Source organism: Erwinia sp. TECH1, from assembly GCF_054057575.1.
Window position 1 is genome coordinate 2152048 of the sequence record NZ_JBSRZK010000001.1, and the last position, 17373, is coordinate 2169420.

13 protein-coding genes are annotated in these 17373 nt (G+C 51.0%); 1 reads left to right on the forward strand and 12 read right to left on the reverse strand.

What is annotated here, in order from left to right:
* Positions 1 to 36: 36 nt before the first annotated feature.
* Together ACVWZ0_RS10155 and ACVWZ0_RS10160 are read right to left on the reverse strand one after the other, a co-directional pair.
* Positions 37 to 282 (reverse strand): hypothetical protein, encoded by a 246-nt coding sequence (locus tag ACVWZ0_RS10155; RefSeq protein ID WP_253454399.1) that lies wholly within the window; start codon positions 280 to 282, stop codon positions 37 to 39.
* A 2-nt stretch (positions 283 to 284) separates the two neighbouring features.
* On the reverse strand, positions 285 to 1043 hold the full coding sequence (locus tag ACVWZ0_RS10160) for a hypothetical protein (protein ID WP_253454398.1): 759 nt from the start codon (positions 1041 to 1043) through the stop codon (positions 285 to 287).
* Positions 1044 to 1422: 379 nt separating this feature from the next.
* On the opposite strand from ACVWZ0_RS10160, the gene ACVWZ0_RS10165 reads away from it, so the two are divergent.
* A protein-coding gene (locus ACVWZ0_RS10165) for an IS3 family transposase (protein WP_253454397.1) occupies positions 1423 to 2573 on the forward strand; the annotation gives its coding sequence in 2 pieces (ribosomal slippage) (positions 1423 to 1681 and positions 1681 to 2573; 1152 coding nt in all).
* 249 nt (positions 2574 to 2822) lie between these two features.
* Here the strand turns inward: ACVWZ0_RS10165 and ACVWZ0_RS10170 are convergent.
* The 10 genes from ACVWZ0_RS10170 to ACVWZ0_RS10215 all read right to left on the reverse strand — a co-directional run bounded on the left by ACVWZ0_RS10170 (position 2823) and on the right by ACVWZ0_RS10215 (position 17281).
* Positions 2823 to 3533, reverse strand: coding sequence for an ArsR/SmtB family transcription factor (locus tag ACVWZ0_RS10170; RefSeq protein WP_253454396.1), 711 nt, complete (start codon positions 3531 to 3533; stop codon positions 2823 to 2825).
* Positions 3530 to 3922, reverse strand: a complete 393-nt coding sequence (locus ACVWZ0_RS10175; protein WP_253454395.1) for an amino acid-binding protein — start codon at positions 3920 to 3922, stop codon at positions 3530 to 3532. The genes ACVWZ0_RS10170 and ACVWZ0_RS10175 overlap by 4 nt, the downstream gene beginning before the upstream one ends.
* Positions 3915 to 4238 carry an antibiotic biosynthesis monooxygenase family protein gene (locus ACVWZ0_RS10180; protein ID WP_079970346.1) on the reverse strand — a complete coding sequence of 108 codons (324 nt, stop codon included), beginning with the start codon at positions 4236 to 4238 and terminating at the stop codon, positions 3915 to 3917. The genes ACVWZ0_RS10175 and ACVWZ0_RS10180 overlap by 8 nt, the downstream gene beginning before the upstream one ends.
* Positions 4239 to 4551: 313 nt before the next feature.
* Positions 4552 to 5055 carry a GrpB family protein gene (locus ACVWZ0_RS10185; RefSeq protein WP_253454394.1) on the reverse strand — a complete coding sequence of 168 codons (504 nt, stop codon included), beginning with the start codon at positions 5053 to 5055 and terminating at the stop codon, positions 4552 to 4554.
* 31 nt (positions 5056 to 5086) lie between these two features.
* Positions 5087 to 5455, reverse strand: a complete 369-nt coding sequence (locus tag ACVWZ0_RS10190; protein ID WP_253454393.1) for a nuclear transport factor 2 family protein — start codon at positions 5453 to 5455, stop codon at positions 5087 to 5089.
* 226 nt (positions 5456 to 5681) lie between these two features.
* Positions 5682 to 14267 carry a GH36-type glycosyl hydrolase domain-containing protein gene (locus tag ACVWZ0_RS10195; RefSeq protein WP_253454392.1) on the reverse strand — a complete coding sequence of 2862 codons (8586 nt, stop codon included), beginning with the start codon at positions 14265 to 14267 and terminating at the stop codon, positions 5682 to 5684.
* Positions 14268 to 14350: 83 nt separating this feature from the next.
* Positions 14351 to 14554 carry a YnfU family zinc-binding protein gene (locus ACVWZ0_RS10200; protein ID WP_301289504.1) on the reverse strand — a complete coding sequence of 68 codons (204 nt, stop codon included), beginning with the start codon at positions 14552 to 14554 and terminating at the stop codon, positions 14351 to 14353.
* 422 nt (positions 14555 to 14976) lie between these two features.
* Positions 14977 to 15138 (reverse strand): YnfU family zinc-binding protein, encoded by a 162-nt coding sequence (locus ACVWZ0_RS10205; protein ID WP_301289502.1) that lies wholly within the window; start codon positions 15136 to 15138, stop codon positions 14977 to 14979.
* Between the two features lie 532 nt (positions 15139 to 15670).
* Positions 15671 to 15943 (reverse strand): hypothetical protein, encoded by a 273-nt coding sequence (locus tag ACVWZ0_RS10210; protein ID WP_253454390.1) that lies wholly within the window; start codon positions 15941 to 15943, stop codon positions 15671 to 15673.
* A 723-nt stretch (positions 15944 to 16666) separates the two neighbouring features.
* The gene (locus ACVWZ0_RS10215; RefSeq protein WP_253454389.1) at positions 16667 to 17281 is read right to left on the reverse strand and encodes a TetR/AcrR family transcriptional regulator; all 615 of its coding nucleotides are present in this window, start codon (positions 17279 to 17281) and stop codon (positions 16667 to 16669) included.
* Positions 17282 to 17373 lie beyond the last annotated feature (92 nt).

Genomic DNA, 17373 nt, shown 5'->3' on the forward strand with positions numbered 1-17373 from the left:
CCGGTACCTGAAGCCGCATTAAACTGAGGCTAAGAATTAATGCTTGCCGCCACGGTCGCTTTTGCTATTGCCGTTGCGGCCAGAGTGTGATTTGCCGGAGTTACCGCTGTTACCTCTGCCTGCATCCGGTGCGTTAATGCCGCAGCCTGCATGAACGCTCACTGATGTTGAAGAGCCACCGTGACCGTCATGCGTGGAAGAGTAGGAACCGCCAATTGAGCAGCTACCAATTGAAAAACCACCAGCAACCACATCCATTTCATTCAAAGAAAGTTCACGCATTGTTACTTCTCCTGATTACAATAATGGGCAAAGATGACGTGTTTTTTTCTCATTGACATAAGCCATTGAGAAGGTGTAGTGGCAAAAGAGATATTCTTTATGCCAAATCTGTTCATATCTTCCGGAGAATATGAAAACCATTTTTCCGGGAAAGTATCGTGATAGTTATTTTTTAGCTGTGGGCAATAACATATCTCATTTCTTACCCCTGCCTCCTTGTAAAAGAGTGCTTCCTTTTTCTTTATCTGTTGAACGGATTCAAGCCTGAAAAATTCTGCGCGGGTTATATCCCCAGAAATTTCAACTTCTTGCTCTGGTCCGTTGGCGCCACCGTGCCACAGGATGTATGAATCATTATTAATTAATTTACGGTTACCTGCCACAAATAGATAGTTAGCACACGCAGAGGCACAGACGCTGCGAACTTCTATATCCATATTATTTTTTTTAATGTAACTGGCTATGGATAAAGCATTTTCCACATCTCCACCAATGCTGTTAACAGAGACGGTTTTGATTCTGGAGTTGCCGATTTCTTTTAAGAATAATACATAGGCCTCATTTGTTATTTGGCCGTCAAAGTAAAGAACATCCCCTTTCTTAACTATTTCAGGAGGATTATTCAAAACCCGTTCATCCTGGATGTCTATCTTTTGACTGGCCGGTAAAACGCCCGAACTTATAAAAATGCTACTAACGGAAATAAAAATTTTTATTACTTTTTTAAGGTTTTTTTTCTGCAAAAGAAAAGGGTTAATCATTTTCTCTCTGATATATAATTAATTTTCCGGAAAAGCGGCGGTCATCAATGCTTTGTAAGGTATGTCATTATTAAGTTTATTTTAAGTCAATAAAAGTAACATAATGTAAATTATTGGTCTTTTTGTTCAATTTTACTGAATGAAAAGATATGGAGTTGGTGAATTTATTACAAAAAACTGACCAGGCACCAGCTTTCATCACTTGCAGTGTGTCCACCTTAAGATTAAGGCCAAACAGATAGCTGAAAAAAAAATGAATAAATAATGAATCGTCCCTACTAAAAATAGTGCTTGTCATCATGAAAAAACGCTATGATCTTACCCAGCAATAGTGGACACGCGACTAAGTGAGTAAACTCTCAAGTAAGAGGTGACTCACATGACAAAATCAGTATCAACCACCAAAAAGCCACGCAAGCAACATACACCTGAATTCCGCAACGAAGCCATGAAACTGGCCGAGCGCATTGGTGTGGCCGCAGCCGCCCGCGAACTCAGCCTTTATGAGTCGCAAATTTACACCTGGCGTAGCAAGCGGCAGCAACAGGCAACGTCCTCTGAACGTGAGAGCGAACTCGCCGCTGAGAATGCCCGCCTCAAACGCCAACTGGCTGAACGGGACGAGGAGCTGGCCATTCTCCAAAAGGCCGCGACATACTTCGCCAGACGCCTGAAATGAAGTATGTCTTTATCGAAAATCATCAGGCTGAGTTCAGTATTAAAGCCATGTGCCGGGTACTGCAGGTCGCCCGCAGTGGCTGGTATGCCTGGCGTCAGCGTCGTCACCAGATAAACCGACGTCAACAGTTCCGACTTGTCTGCGATGATGCGGTTCGACAGACCTTTGCCAGGGCAAAACAGCGTTATGGAGCACCTCGTCTTGCTGATGAACTGCCGGAGTACAACATCAAGACTATCGCCGCCAGTCTGCGTCGTCAGGGGCTGCGGGCGAAAGCCTCGCGCCGGTTCAGCCCGGTCAGTTACCGTGAGCATGGTCTGCCAGTATCCGAGAATCTGTTGAATCAGGACTTTTACGCCAGCGGCCCGAATCAGAAGTGGGTGGGTGACATCACGTATCTGCGCACCGGTGAAGGCTGGCTGTATCTGGCGGTGGTGATTGACCTGTGGTCGCGGTCAGTCATTGGCTGGTCGATGTCCTCACGGATGACGGCACAGCTTGCCTGCGATGCACTGCAGATGGCGTTATGGCGGCGTAAACGCCCGGAAAATGTCATCGTGCACACAGACCGGGGTGGTCAGTACTGTTCAACGAATTACCAGAGCTTACTGAAACGGCATAATCTGCAGGGCAGTATGAGCGCTAAAGGCTGTTGTTACGACAATGCCTGTGCGGAAAGCTTCTTTCACTCACTGAAGGTGGAATGTATCCACGGAGAGAACTTTGCCAGCCGGGAAATAATGCGAACGGCAGTGTTTAATTATATCGAGTGCGATTACAATCGCTGGCGTCGTCACAGTGCCTGTGGCGGTCTTAGCCCGGAACAGTTTGAAAACCAAAACCTCGCTTAGGGCCGTGTCCACATTACGTGGGTAGGATCAGGCTTTTGTAGATGCTCTGCCTGCAGCTGAAACCGACTGTAATCAGAAAAAAGAAAAGTATCCTTCTGGACTCCTCCGGCTCGCCAAATTCTGATGGTGCAAGGCAAGGTCAACTCCTGCAGCTGGCTTAAAGTCTGCTATGAGCGAGGAGCGGACCTTTTACGTAAAATGAAAGCACCTTGGGTCACCCGATCAAATCAACCGGTATATGACTTAAGATCAGGTGATTTTAAGCTTAAACAGCCGATATATTGCAACCCGGCCTGAATCGGTTACGTTCACTTCACGGTATCCCTGTACACGCGTTACCCATTCTTTTTGCAGGAAAAGTGTAAACAGGGCTGAGCCAGCGTCACCACCGAGATGGAAACGTCTTTCACTCCAGTCCAAACAGCCGCAACAGGGCTTGCGTCGTGTGCGAGAGTTAAGCAAAACGCCCATTTTCTCAAAATGCATTTTTCCGGCTGATGTCAGTTCCGAGCCATCTGCTTCAAGCCATTTTTCCTGCAGCATAAATTCATAAATATTGACAGCAAGCTCGCCTGCCAGATGGTCATAGCAGGTGCGCGCGTAACGCAGATAGACCGGCGTACTGGAAACGGGGGCTTTAGAAGTGCCCATGGAAAATCCCATCAGGTTTTCCAGCAGTCCGGCGATATGATTGCCCGAAAGGCTGTAATAGCGATGACGCCCCTGCGTCAGGCAAATGATTAGACCGTTGCCGAGAAGTCGGTTCAGATGCCCGCTGGTTGTCGAGGCTGCTATGCCAGCCACTACGCTAAGTTCGGTAGCTGTCCATGCGCGCCCGTCCATCAGGGCGCACAGAATACTTACCCTTGACGGGTCAGACAGCGCAGAAGCCACCATTACCATTGATGTTTCAAGGACATCATCTGGCTCACTGCCGCGCTTTGTTTTAACAAGGTTCATTCAGAAGGTATTGCCCATTTTCGGGTTACTACGGCTGCCCGGGCATCATCATCCGTGATGAGAATGAGCCGGTTACTGTGATCGCTGTACTGTACCAGAATATTGATGCCGTTCCGGGCAATTGTGTCAGCTATTTCTCCCAGCTCTCCGGGCCGTTCCTGAGGTAATTTCCTCACCAGGGGCCGACACACGTTGCAGACGTCAAAACCAGCCTCAGTCAACACATTGCGTGCTTTAAAGCCGTCTTCAACCAGGAAATGTGCATGCGCGCCTTCAGATCCTGTAAATACGCCACCGCCTTCAAGTCCCACTCCGTTTTCACCCAGTACACTACCCAGTGAACCAAGTGAGCCCGGGCTGTTTTTGAGAATAACGTGAATGTCATACATGCTGATTTGTTCCCTTATCAGAAGAGTAATCACGGAATACGCTGGCTACCCGTATTCTGTAGAATGAAAAAATCGACTGCTTGCCTTCTTTCTGAGCGGCCTGATGCATCACATTTCGCTTCCATCCGGCAACAGACTCCTCATCTTCCCACCACGACAAAGAAAGAATCTTTCCGGGCGTAGTCAGGCTCTGGAAACGCTCAATTGAAATAAAACCGGGCGTGTCGGATAAGAGAGGCTTCAGCTCCGAAGCGAGCTGAAGATATCTTTCCTGAGCCTCTGGCAGGGCATCTGCCTCAAAAAGTACTGCAATCATGGTCCGCTCCGTTGTTAATTTACGGGCAGTTTAATGATGACGAAGGCATGTTGCTTCGGTTAGCACCGAAGTATGCTTGTGCGTTAGCCAAGCCACCGGCATGGATAAGCGATGAACAGCAAACTCATAAGTTAAAAGGCGGGACAACATAGAAATGTGGATTCACACGCAACGTCCGCTTCTGGCACTGAGCGGACTGACACGTATGCTGATGTCCGCTATGAGCGAACAGCAGACGTTGACTGATGACTACTCAGTGAATTCATCGTTATTGAACATACCCTCCCGGCAACGAACTCAATCTCAATCGTTCTCAGACAGCTAGCGCTAGTTTTTGATGACGCTCTATAAATTTCGCTTTGAGGGCGCTATAGCGATGAGCATCGGTCCTGCTGAGTAATACAGCTGCGTGTTTTATCTCAGCATACTCTTCTGCAATGTCGTTGTTTCTTCGAAGATAATCACGGAAAGCAAGATGTCTCAATACCTGCATATCTCCGACTGCAAACGCATGGACTTGATGACTACGCTGATCACCACCTTTAATGAAATATCTGCGCCCCGCAATCCCGTTCTCACCGCGAGCAACATACCCGGCGTGGGCCATTGCTGAATGGTACTTATCCAGTTCATTGATGTCGGAAACTTCAAGTAGCATATCAATTACGGGCTTTGCTGAGAGACCAGGAACTGACGTGCTTCCAATATGATGGATATCCTTAGCCATTCCACCGAGCAATGTTTTTATCAGTAAACTTTCAGCTTCAAACATCTCAGGCCATCTATCATCGTATGGCACAACAATAATCTTCCGCATAAACACATTCTCTCTGTCCTAAGTGTGCAACTCAACCCTGAACCCCGGCATTGCCTGCAGCTGGCGTTCCCTGGTGAAAAAACAGGGTCCACTGGCCCTCATCCGAACAAATCCAGCAAGAGGAACGTAATGCATGATGGCTCCCATCAGCGTAAAACGTCCGATAGCGAAGCAGAGCGTAACCGCAGCCCATCTCCGTAAGACGGAAATCGCTGCTGAGAATATACGGTGCAGCCTTTTCACTTAGAAGCGACGCAATGGTCTCTGACCGGTCGACCGTCACACCTGACCGGGTGATTTCACGGAATTCAGGATGAAGAATCAGTTCCAGCCACTCCGGATCATTGCGCCTGTCGCCGTGAAGGCTGCACTCAAGCAATCTGAGCTTCTCCAGAAGCATTCTGCTTATCCTCAAGTGATTAAGCCGGACGTTCAAATTTACCATAACAGTTCATGCGCTACTTCCGCTTCTGGCACAAAGCGGACATGTGTGCGAGACAAGGTGCGCTATGAGCGAAAAGCGGACTTCGCATAACAACATATCTTTTGCACACGGCTACCAACATAACGTTGCAGTGTGTCATCCACACCTGTTATTTCTACTTTATGCTCATCGCCTCCTTTTCTTATTGCTGAATAATATCAATCCTGTGGTTTTGTCCGTCATCAACTAAAAGAATTCTGTCGTCCGGCAACTGCATACCATCCATTGTGACCTGATACGGACTTTCACCACGTGCAATACTGATGCAATACTGACTCTGCCCGTGTTGATAGGTCATGCTAAAGGAAGGCCAGTCATCAGGTAATTGTGTGCGAATAACCAGCGTTTCACCGTAACGTTTTATCCCGAGTAACTCTTCAGTGACCAGACGGTAGGCCCAGCCAGCGGACCCGGTGTACCAGCTCCACCCGGCGCGTCCGGTATGGGGCGTAACGCTGTACACATCTGCACTCATGACATAAGGCTCTGCTTTATAGGTATTGACGCCCTCAGCCTGAAGCGCGTGGTTTACCGGATTGATCATTGACCACAGTTGCCACGCTCGTGCTTTCTGCCCCATCCTGGCAAACGCCATTACCGCCCAGATGGCACCATGCGTGTACTGGCCCCCGTTTTCCCGCACGCCTGGTAGATAACCCTGTATGTAACCCGGGTTAGTACCGTGACCATTAAACGGGGGCGTTAGCAGCTTGATCAGTCCCGCATCGTTATCCACCAGATAGCTGTCCAGTGACTGCATCGCCTGGGCACTGCGCACAGGATCAGCTGCGCCGGACAGAACGGACCAGCTTTGTGCAATCGCATCGATCCTGCACTCCTGCGATGCCTCTGAACCCAGCGGCGTACCATCGTCAAAATAGCCGCGCAGGTACCACGCACCATCCCAGGCCGAAGAGGCAAGATTTTCTTTCAGGCGCAGCGCTTCTGACTGACATAATGTCGCCACGCATGTATCCTGGCGCTGTTCAGCCAGCGCTGCGAAACGCTGCAAAATATCGTAGAGGAAAAAACCGAGCCAGACGCTTTCACCCTTGCCTTTAATGCCGACCAGATTCATCCCGTCATTCCAGTCGCCAGCCCCCATCAACGGCAGGCCATGCTGGCCGAAGTGTAGTCCCCGCTTAATAGCTTTTACACAGTGCTGCCACAGCGTCTCTTCAATGTGGCTGATAACCGGCGTATCGTAGACAGATTCTTCGCCGGGCATAAGCGGACGTCCTTCAAGATAGGGAATATGCTGCTCGAGCACCCCGGTATCCCCCGTTGTGTCCACATAGTGACAGACCGCAAGCGGGAGCCACAGGTAGTCATCCGAACAGCGGGTGCGCACGCCATTTCCATGTGGAGGATGCCACCAGTGCTGAACATCCCCTTCAATAAACTGTCGTGAGGCACACAGCACAATCTGACTGCGCAGCCGCTCCGGTGCAACGTTGCTCAGCGCCAGCGTATCCTGCAGCTGGTCGCGGAAACCAAATGCCCCGCCAGACTGGTAATACCCGCTGCGCGCCATAATACGGCATGCTAATGTCTGGTACAGCAGCCAGCCGTTCACCAGCAAATCAACGCTGCTGTCAGGTGTCCGCACCACGACTTTATCGAGAACGTTGTGCCAGAAATGATGAACCTGGTCCAGCGCCTGGCGCGCGTTATGCTCACTCAGAAAACGGGCAACCCTCTCCTGAGCCAGTGTCGGGTTACCCGCCACGCCGAGGACAAAAACAAAGGTTTTCTCGTCACCGTCAATAATGGAGGTTATCGACTGTAGTGCGGCACAGGGATCAAGTCCGGCCCCCGTTTTGCCCGAGAGTCTACGAAGCTTCATGGCGGCCGGGGCGCGCAGTGAGCCATTACGCCCTATAAACTCGCGGCGGTCGCCCGTTACCGTACTCTGAGGATCGTTAACGGCAAAAAAGGCAGTGCGTTCACCGCCGTTAGAACCGTAAAAGTTATTTGCCATTACCGCACTACCATCAGGAAGGCTGGGCGAATGCGTGATGATATGCGCGGCAGAGTGAGTGCGCGTTGCCCCTAGTGTCCATTCCACATAGCCGGTGACAGATAATTTACGTGTACGGCCTGAGTGGTTAGTAAGCTTCAGGATTGTCAGCTTAACCGGAGCCTGTCCGTCCACCAGTACCGTCATTTCACTGTCCAGGCCATATTCACGGTGGGCAAACACGCTGTAACCAAAACCATGGCGGGTGAGATAATCCCCGTGACCGCGCATGGGCAAGGCCATGGGTGACCAGCATGCGCCACTTTCTTCATCGCGCAGATAGAAAGCTTCACCGCTTCGGTCACTCACCGGATCATTTTCCCAGGGCGTTAAACGGTATTCGTGTGCATTTTCAAACCAGCTGTAAGCCTGACCCGCTTCAGAAATCACGCTGCCAAACTCCTCGTTTGCCAGCACATTTGACCAGGGTGCCGGCGTCGGTGCATTTTCTCTTAAGAGGATCTGATATTCACGGCCATCCTGAGAAAATCCGCCGTACCCGTTGAAATGGCTTAACAGGTCAGTATCCGGTATCCAGTCGGTATGGTTACTTTCCTCAGCTGTCACCGACGGCACAAAAGGCCTGACAATTTTTTTTGTTGTATGAAGACGCTGGTTAAGCTGTTCGTTGATGCCGTCAGCGCGATCGTCCAGGCTCAGGCAAGCCACGCTTATCAGCAACTGCTTGTCTTCGGCGGACAAATGATCGCCGTTACGGACAAAAATCCCGCCAGGTTCATCTAACAGGCTGGCTTCTGAACCCGCATAGATTAAATCCATAATCTGCGTCTGCAGCACATGCTGATAGCCACCGGGGCTGTTATTCAGAATAACCAGATCCACCTCCAGCCCTTTCAGTCGCCAGTATCGATGTGCCTGAATCAGTGTGGTCACAGAGGCGATTCTCTCCTCACTGGTGATGCTGATCAGCACAAGCGGCAAATCACCTGAAATACCCCAGCCCCACAGGCCAGACTGACCGCGCCGGTTACGGCTGATGGCCTGTTCGTCACCGCGTAATTCCTGGCAGGGATAAAGTATGGTGCTGGCGAGACGGTTAAACAGCGTCGCGTCGTCTTCACTGGCGTTCATCTGCCGTAACACCACCAGACTGTGGGACCAGGCAAGTTCAAAAACGCGATCGGCGATAGGATGATCGCGGTATTTTTCCATCAGTTTGAGGCTTTGCTGACGGTTTTCGCTGATGCCATAAACGATATCAATGGTGACCGGCTGTCCGGGCTGGAGTGTAATAGCGTGACGTATTGACAGTATCGGATCCAGCACGGCGCCGGAGGTGTTGCTAAGCGGCCCGTCCGTGTTGGCCGCCTGGGCGTCAGCCGGGCTTTTTCCGCGGCCAATAAACCTGGCTCTGTCGGTTTCGAATGAAACGTTCTCTGAATAATCACCATGAACTACCATCATATGAAACAGGTACGGGCTCTGCTCATCCGGCGAGCGTGAACGCCGGTGGCACAGGATGGCATCTCGCGTGGGATCGGTTTCAGTCTGGATAAACAGGTTGCTGAACGCCGGATGTGACTGGTCGCTCGCATCCGGGGCAAGCACCACTTCGGCATAGGTCATCAGCGATAACGCCCGCGGTGTTCGGCCGTGATGCGTCAGGGTGACACGACGTAGTTCGATGTCATCTTCCGGGGAGACCACGACCTGGGTTTTAACGCTGAGCGAGCCGAGCACGCGTCTGAATTCGGCACCCGCATCAGTAAAGATGATTTCGTCGCTGATGTCCGCGCTGCCGCCACCCGTAGGTTGCCAGGTATTACTCCACACTTCGTCAGTGAGCGGATCGCGGATATAACAGAATGTTCCCCAGTTATCCCGGGTGGTATCGCTGCGCCAGCGTGTCAGCGCGATGTTTTTCCAGCGACTGTAACCCCCGCCGCCGGGCGTTATCATCAGATGGTAATGTCCGTTGGACAATAACTGTATTTCGGGCGTTGGACTATCCGCATGGGTGAAAATTCGCGGTTCATAGCGCACAGGCTTCACTCTGCCTTCGTGGGACTCAAAATGGCGGCGCGGGCTGTAGAGATCGACCGCATCGGGAACGCGCTCCTGTAAAAGCAGGCTGGCTGACCTGAATGCGGGGCTCGACATGAACCGCCCGGTCATAGGTGCATCAAGCAGCAGATGTCCCAGCGCCTGGAACCCCATGCCCTGATGGTGCGCCATCCAGGATTGCACCACCAAAAAAAGCTGCCCGGTTGCCAGCCGCGATGGCGTATAGTCCAGCGCTTCATAAAAACCATACTCGCCGTGCGCGCCATTCTTCTCCAGCCTGAGCAGATTTTCGCAGGCCTTTTGCGGTGAAACCAGCAGCGCCAGGAGCGTGGCATACGGGGCTACCACCATATCGTCGGCAAGCCCGCGCCGCAGACCCAGACCGGGTACGCCAAAAGCCTGGTACTGATAATTGTTTTGAACATCAAAAGCATAATAGCCAGACTCGGACACGCCCCATGGCACACCACGCTCTTTGCCCCAGTGTATCTGTCTTATTACCGCGGATTTGCTCATTTCATCCAGCAGACTGCCGCGCCAGGTCGGCATCACCAAATTCGGCATCAGATATTCAAACATTGAACCGCTCCAGGACATCAGGGCGGTTTCACGATTTATAGTGGTAAACAGTCGGCCAAGTGCATACCAGCTTTTAAGCGGTAGCTGATTCATTGCAATAGCGACAAAGCTGGTCAGACGGATTTCAGAGGGAAGCAGATCGTAGTGGCTTTTGTCCAGGGTGTTGGTATCGCAGTTGTAACCCACACTCAGCATGCTGGTGGCATCATTGTAGAGAAACGCAAAATCCATTCGCGCATTATCAGCCAGCCGTTGTTCGAGTTCACTGATAATGGCCAGCCGCAGACGGGCCTGGGCTATCACGGCTGGCGGAGGGATAACTTCCTCAATGCATTGCGCGCCTGCGATCTCACTCAGGGTAGGCAGCAGCTGGGCATTATGCTGCACGGGTAACCAGCCAAGCAGCGTCGACCATTCATCGTTGAGCTGCTGCAGCTGACTGTCCAGACGTGCTGTCCAGCACGCTACAATACTGTTTTGATCTTTAGATCGCTGAATCAGATCGTTGCAGTATGCCTGCATTTTTTGGAGGGCATCCGGCATTTGTCCTGAGGGTAACGACGCTGCACTGATAAACTGCATACGCAGCAGATACAGACTGGCTGGCGCGTTATACCCCCAGTGTTTCTCCAGGACATGCAGGGTATCGTTCAGCCCCTCCAGTACGTGCGCAACGTTGACGACGGGCTGATGACGCATGGCTGACAGTCCTTCGCGTAGCGTCAGTAAATGACCAGCCATGTTGCCGCTGTCGACGCTGGAAACATAACGCGGGCTAAGCGGAGCAAGCGTGCGGGTGTCATACCAGTTATATAAATGTCCACGGTAGTGCTCCATCTTATCCAGCGTATCGAGCGTTTGTGTGATGCGCTGCAATACTGACCCGGCAGGAAGGTAGCCAAAATCCCATGCCGTAAGGTTAGCCAGCAGGGAAAGGCCGATGTTAGTGGGTGACGTGCGGTGAGCTATTTTCGGTTCAGGGATTTCCTGATAATTGTCGGGGGGAAGCCAGTTTTCCTGGGCTGTAACAAATGTCTCAAAAAAAGCCCAGATTTCTCTGCTGGTCTGACGCAGTAGTTGTTTCTGTTGTGGGCTGGGCAGGAAAGTCTTGCTCGCTGGCGGGCGGCTCAACCAACTCAGCAACAGCGGTGCCAGGCACCACGCCAGGCTAATGATCAGAGCTATCGCCAGCCATTGTGGTGCCAGTAGCAGAGTCAGCGCGGTGAATGCCACACCACAAGCTACATTCAGCCACATCGCCCGATAAAAACGAAACACAGAAGCGCTGGTCTGAAGACTGTCCGGAATGTGGCTGGTCCATTGGGTGAGATTGCGCTGGCTGATGCCAAGGCGCCAGAGCGTAACGGCGATCGCATACAGTGAATAGCTCGCCTCATGCGGCAATAAAACAAAGTTGAGTCCGGTTCGCGAAATTCGCTTCAGCGCACCGGCCGTAACCAGCGCCAGGTGTTGCCTCAGAGGGCGGCGAAGCGGTTTGTTGACCAGATCGAGAGTGATACAGAACGCGGCAGGCAGCAACCAGATGAGGATTAGCACGCCCAGCCAGTACCCTGGATTAGGCACCAACAACAGTGAGCTAAATAGCAGCACCAGTAAGGCGGGGGCGACCAGACTGCGGCGCAGGTTATCAAACAGTTTCCAGCGAGAGAGAGCCGATAACGGGTTTTTATCCTGTCTGCCATCCGCTTTTCTGACGCGGAACTTAAGCCAGTTAAGCAGTTGCCAGTCGCCACGGATCCAGCGCGTACGGCGCGCGACGTCGGACAGGTAGTTGTTCGGGTACTGCTCGTAGAGTAAGACCTCGCTCAGCAGCCCGGCGCGTGCATAGCATCCTTCAAGAAGGTCATGACTGAGAACCAGATTTTCCGGGCAGGTGTTGGCGGTGGCCTGCACAAAAATATCAACGTCATAAATTCCCTTTCCGACAAAGGATCCCTCTTCAAAAAGATCCTGATAGATATCTGAAGACATCATTGAATAAGGGTTATTACCCGGTACGCTGCTGCGCATGGCCGCATAACGCCCCTGACCGTCTCGGGGCATCTCTTCAGCCAGCCCCGGCTGTAAAATACCGTAGCCTTTGACTACCCTCTGACGCAGCGGATCGTATTCAGGTCTGTTAAGTGGATGTGCCATTGTTGCGACCAGTTTGTGCGCGGTATCACGCGGCAGGAGCGTGTCACTGTCCAGCGTGATGACATACCTGATGTCTGCAGGTAAGCAATTGGCGGGTATGTCTGCAACGCTGGAAAACTGCGTTTCTGGATGACGTAACCAACTGTTCAGTAGCGCCAGCTTGCCTCGTTTACGTTCATAACCCATCCAGATCCCCTGAGAAGCGTTCCATTCAGGCGACCGGTGAAGCAAATAAAAGCGCTGACGGCGACAGGGATAGCGCTGGTTAAGCACGTGCATTGCCGACATTGCCTGACTTAACAGCGTACGTTGTTCTTCCGTACTTTCCGTCGCTGCGTCAGCAAAATCGGTAATCAGCGCGAAACAGAGGTTATCATCTTGATTGCCAAGCCAGCACACTTCAAGACTGGTAAGGAGTTTGCTGAAGCTTTCGCAACTTGTCAGCATGCAGGGGATTGCAACCAGGGTTGAAGAAGCAACCGGAATACCGTCAGAAAAATCCATTCTTGGCAGCGGCCGGGGAGAACGAAAGCGGGTCGTCGCTTCACTCAACATATCGCTGACCAGCTGACTCACCGCCACAATCAGGGGCAGGGCCAGCGGTATCAACCACCAGGCCATTACCGGATTCGCTGTGTCATATAATATTGCAGCCGTTGTCGCCGTGGTTAGCAGGCTCATGCTCCCCAGCCAGGACAACAGGGGAAACCTGTTGAAATTGTGTCGCAGACGTTTGAGGCCGGAGATATTCACTGACAGATGGCGTTCCAGCTGACGACGTCCTTCTCCCATCAGATAGTAACCAATGTGACGATGTGGCACGCCGGGTGCTGTTGTTTCCGCAAGCGCCAGTATGCGTTTCGCCACTTCCGGCTCACTGAGCTGACTTTCCCGGGCCAGAATCTCAATCACATGGCGATAATGATCGCGGGTATCAAAATGCATGCAGGAATATATTCCTGCCGGATCGCGACGTAACGTTTGCTCAACCACGCTGATATCCTCAGCGAAATCGGGCCAGTTGGTTTCATTAAGCAAACGTAATCCGGCAATGCTGTTGCTGACGGAAAGTTGACTGGTCGCAAGCTGCTGGTTAAAGCGATGTATTAGCACCTGGGTAGTGAGGCCTTGTTCGGCAAGGCGTTGTTCTACCCAGCTCAGGGGTAATGCCAGCGCATTACCATGTCCTTGCAGCCGACGAACCATTTCTGCGACAAAAGCACTGCTTAATGGCGGCCGGGAGCGCGCCATGTCGGCGATAACCATGATTAGGTCAGCTGGCGCATTTTCTGCGCATTCAGTCATCCGTGTTACCCATATATCAGCAAGGTCACGTTCATGCTGAGCCTCTACCACCTCAATACTGACCTGACGGAGATTTTCAATCAGCGCCAGGCGTAACATGCCGGGCAATGCCCAGACTTCGCCTAACGTCAGCGGCGTAACCTGCTGATAGGCAGTAATAAAGCTGGTAAGACTGGCGATATCCCAACGCCCGTCGCCATGCACAACGACCTCCGTGGCAATATCATAGATACGCGGACAAAGGTGCGGCGAGGTGAGTGAGGGAAGGCCCTTACCAAAGCTTGGGGGTAAATGCTGACGTACGTTGCGAATTTGCTCTTCAATCAGGTAGTAGTTGTCCAGCAGCCACTCGCCTGCAGGCATGATGCTCGACTTCTTATACTCGTTAAGCGCGTAACAGTTTTGGGTAATTACGGCCTCGTTGTCACCGAGTCGTCTGAGCAGATAGTACGGCATTTTGTCCGCAGACAATTTATGAGCGTGAGCCAGGGTTTGACCGTAACGCTCAAGCTGAGAGGCCGAGAACAGCTCCAGGCGCGGACTGTTTTCCGCCGCCGGGTCATTCGAAGAAAACGCAGCGTACCCGGGCGCCTTTGTCAGGGGACGGGAGCGGCGAAACCATGCCATAGGATTCATGTTCATAATATTGCTCTGGTGCGACGTTAACGCGCAGGAGCAGTCGAGAAATCAGTTCAGAAACGTTCTCTCAGGATGTGCATAAGGCATCAGGGATTTTTCAGCTGCTGGTCAAGGTATTCACTGCAGCCTACTGCAGCGTCAGGATCCAAAGTCAGGGGCTGGCGTGGTGAGACAAACAGGGCTTTACACCCAGGACAAAGCATCGCCTGTTTCAGACGCACTTTTGAGGCTGGCTGGTCTGAACTCAAATCACAGGCAGGACAGACGACCCTGGGCGTGCTCCTTATCAACTTCCTTGCATAGCCAGGAAGAGACAGGGTGATTAACCTTGCAAGGAATGCGCTTCACGCCAGCATTAATGGCTAAATTATAGACGTTTTTTTCCATGGTGACTGGCCGGACTGTGGCCTGATGAGGAATCGTTAACTTTTCCGTGAACTGAAGCCTGCATGCTGATTGATTAACGCTACGAAAGAATTGATAACGTTCTGTATTTCGTAAACGCAGCGCAAAGTAAACGGATGCCGATGCCCGGCGTAAATTAACATCCTCACAGACGTCTCAGCTGGCGTCACAAGTCTTCAGACAAATCAGGTTTACTCTGAAGAGGTTTCTAACCCATATAATCACAATAAGCTGCCGCCAGGAGCTTATTAATCGGCTCAGGCAGTGTTAACAAGCCACCTGGCTTAATTCTTTATCATCAGGTTAATCAGTCAGGGTTTACAAATATCGATTTGCAGTGTGGGCAGAGCAATGTTTGCTTTTTGCCTATTTTTTTAATCGACTGCTGGGACTTTCTTTGACATACAGGACATGTAGACGAAGACGTTATTTCGGTGATTTGGTCCATAATTCGATTGAAGTAGGACATGATGTTTGGCCTTAAAAATGAATGAGATGTACTCTACCATCTCTGGTGGTTTTTTTATACATCTAATAAAGGTTTATGGGTTTGTAGTAAAATATTTTCGGAACGGATTGACCGGTTGACACACAATAATATGAGTAACGTCCACTTTTGGCACAGAGCAGAAAATTGCGCGGAGAGATGACAGCTTTGAAAGAGGGCAGACTTACCTTAAAACAGAACATCCACGCTGAATTCATCTCCTGATTGTGATGTTACCTGGCTAAGCATTACTAACTTTGGTGAGGCAGGTTAAATCTCTACCTTAACGTGCTTATTTCTGGTTAACGGCAGGCAGGTTATTGATATTTATAGTTAAATCTCCCATGAAACTCCTGTGGCCGTTAGATTTTTTAGCTGCAATTGGTGGTTTTTCTGGAGGGGTGTTAAAAACAAAGCAGGCTATATGATGAGGGAAAATAAAAGTAAAAGCAGTAAAGCCTGAGGTAGCAGTAGTAAATAAACAAACTTCCCTGGCGAAAGATTTGCGATTATATTAACAATATTCAAGCAGTTGCCTGACGGACTCCTTTTCTTCGAGATATTCGAAAGAGAGTAGACGGATTTTTTCATGGTTGTAAAGCCATTCGGAATCGTTTCGTTGAATATTTTCTCCAGGCCTGAAGCACACACCAGATGCAGCCCGAACTATCGCATACTTCCCATTAGTAAACACAACCCTGTGGATGAAAAAAGGCTGATTTTCCCCACCTAACTTCCGGTTATCGATAATGTTGCCTTCAAAAAAAATATTTTTTCTGGGTTTCATAAAGTTACCTTTATAACAGGGGTAAAGTCAGTGTGTTTCCGTCTTTATTTTTCCTTCCTTATCAAGCGCGAGAGTCAGCCTGGTACCAATCCATCTGCATTCTAAACTGTACAGTAACACCTCGCGAGCAAAACGTCCCAGCGGCCTCGCTCCTGATTTTTCCTGCTTTCGCAGCTGTCCAGCGAGCACATGCAAGACGGGTAACATGCACACTTATTCCCTCGAAATGGCTGAGTCATTTTTTCATGAGTTAGTGCTCTTTTAAATGCATTGTTAATTATACGTCATTATTTAATAATTTTTTCTATTATATTATGTTCATTTACTTTTGACAGATATGTGCGCTTATCAGGAAACAACGTGAGAATTTACTGTTCTACTTTTCCATAGAGAATTTATAAGGAAATCAGAAGGAATTCTACTTACTGAGGAGCGCCCGGCAGCTAAAAGCACAGGCAGGCGGAGCAATTTATAAGGGTTCACGACTACGGCACCCGGGTAGGCTGGCGTCTTGCTGTCGCGCATCCGGGGCGCGTGGCCGCCATCATTTCCCAAAACGGCAAACCTGATGAGGCAGGACAGGGCGAGAACCGGGCACCTGTCCTGAGATACTGGCATGAACCTGGACAGCAGAACCGGAATGCGCTGCATGATGTTCCGAGACCGGCCGGTGTTCGCTACAGACGAAAAGCTGATATCCTGGCCTGTTATCTGCGCAGACCTTCAGCTTTCGCCCGTCTGTATGAGTCCGCCAATCAGCGAGGCGAAGGCTGTAACCGCTTCCGTTTCCTTCAGTCGCCCACGGGTAAGGGCCACGGACAGCGCTTCTCCCGCGCCGACCAGGCCGATGCAGCATTGCTGTAGTGATTGGGGCGTCATATTGACATGGGGTGTCAGAACTGACGCGAACATGGCGACACAATTGTCCAGAAGTTCCTGGAAAACGACCGCCTTTTCTTCACTCCCCGCCAGCGCCGCTCCCACTGCGTGAAACTCGTCCGTTTTGTCTGCGGCGCAGTGTATATAGGCGCTCGCCAGCATCTGTACCGTTTCCTGCTGGCTTCGGGAAGTCGCGCTCATGGCCTCAGTAAACGTCCTTACCCGTTCCATATCTATCCACCTGTACAGCTGGATCAGTAACGTCGAACGAGTCGCGAAATGATCGTAAACCACAGGTTTCGAGACGCCTGCACGCACGGCCAGATGGCCCAGCGTGAGGCGATCCGCATTTTCCTCGCGCACGATCAGAAGCGCGGTATCGAGAAGCTGTTGTCGCCGTTCTGCCTTCGACAGGCGCCGGGCAGGCGACCCGGTAGCCGGAGCCTTGTGTTCTTTCATTCTCTCTTTCTCATTAAACCTACTAAAAGTAGCTTATGTTGCTGTGGAGTGCTATCTTTCCTACCAATAGTAGCTTATCACACACACAAGGA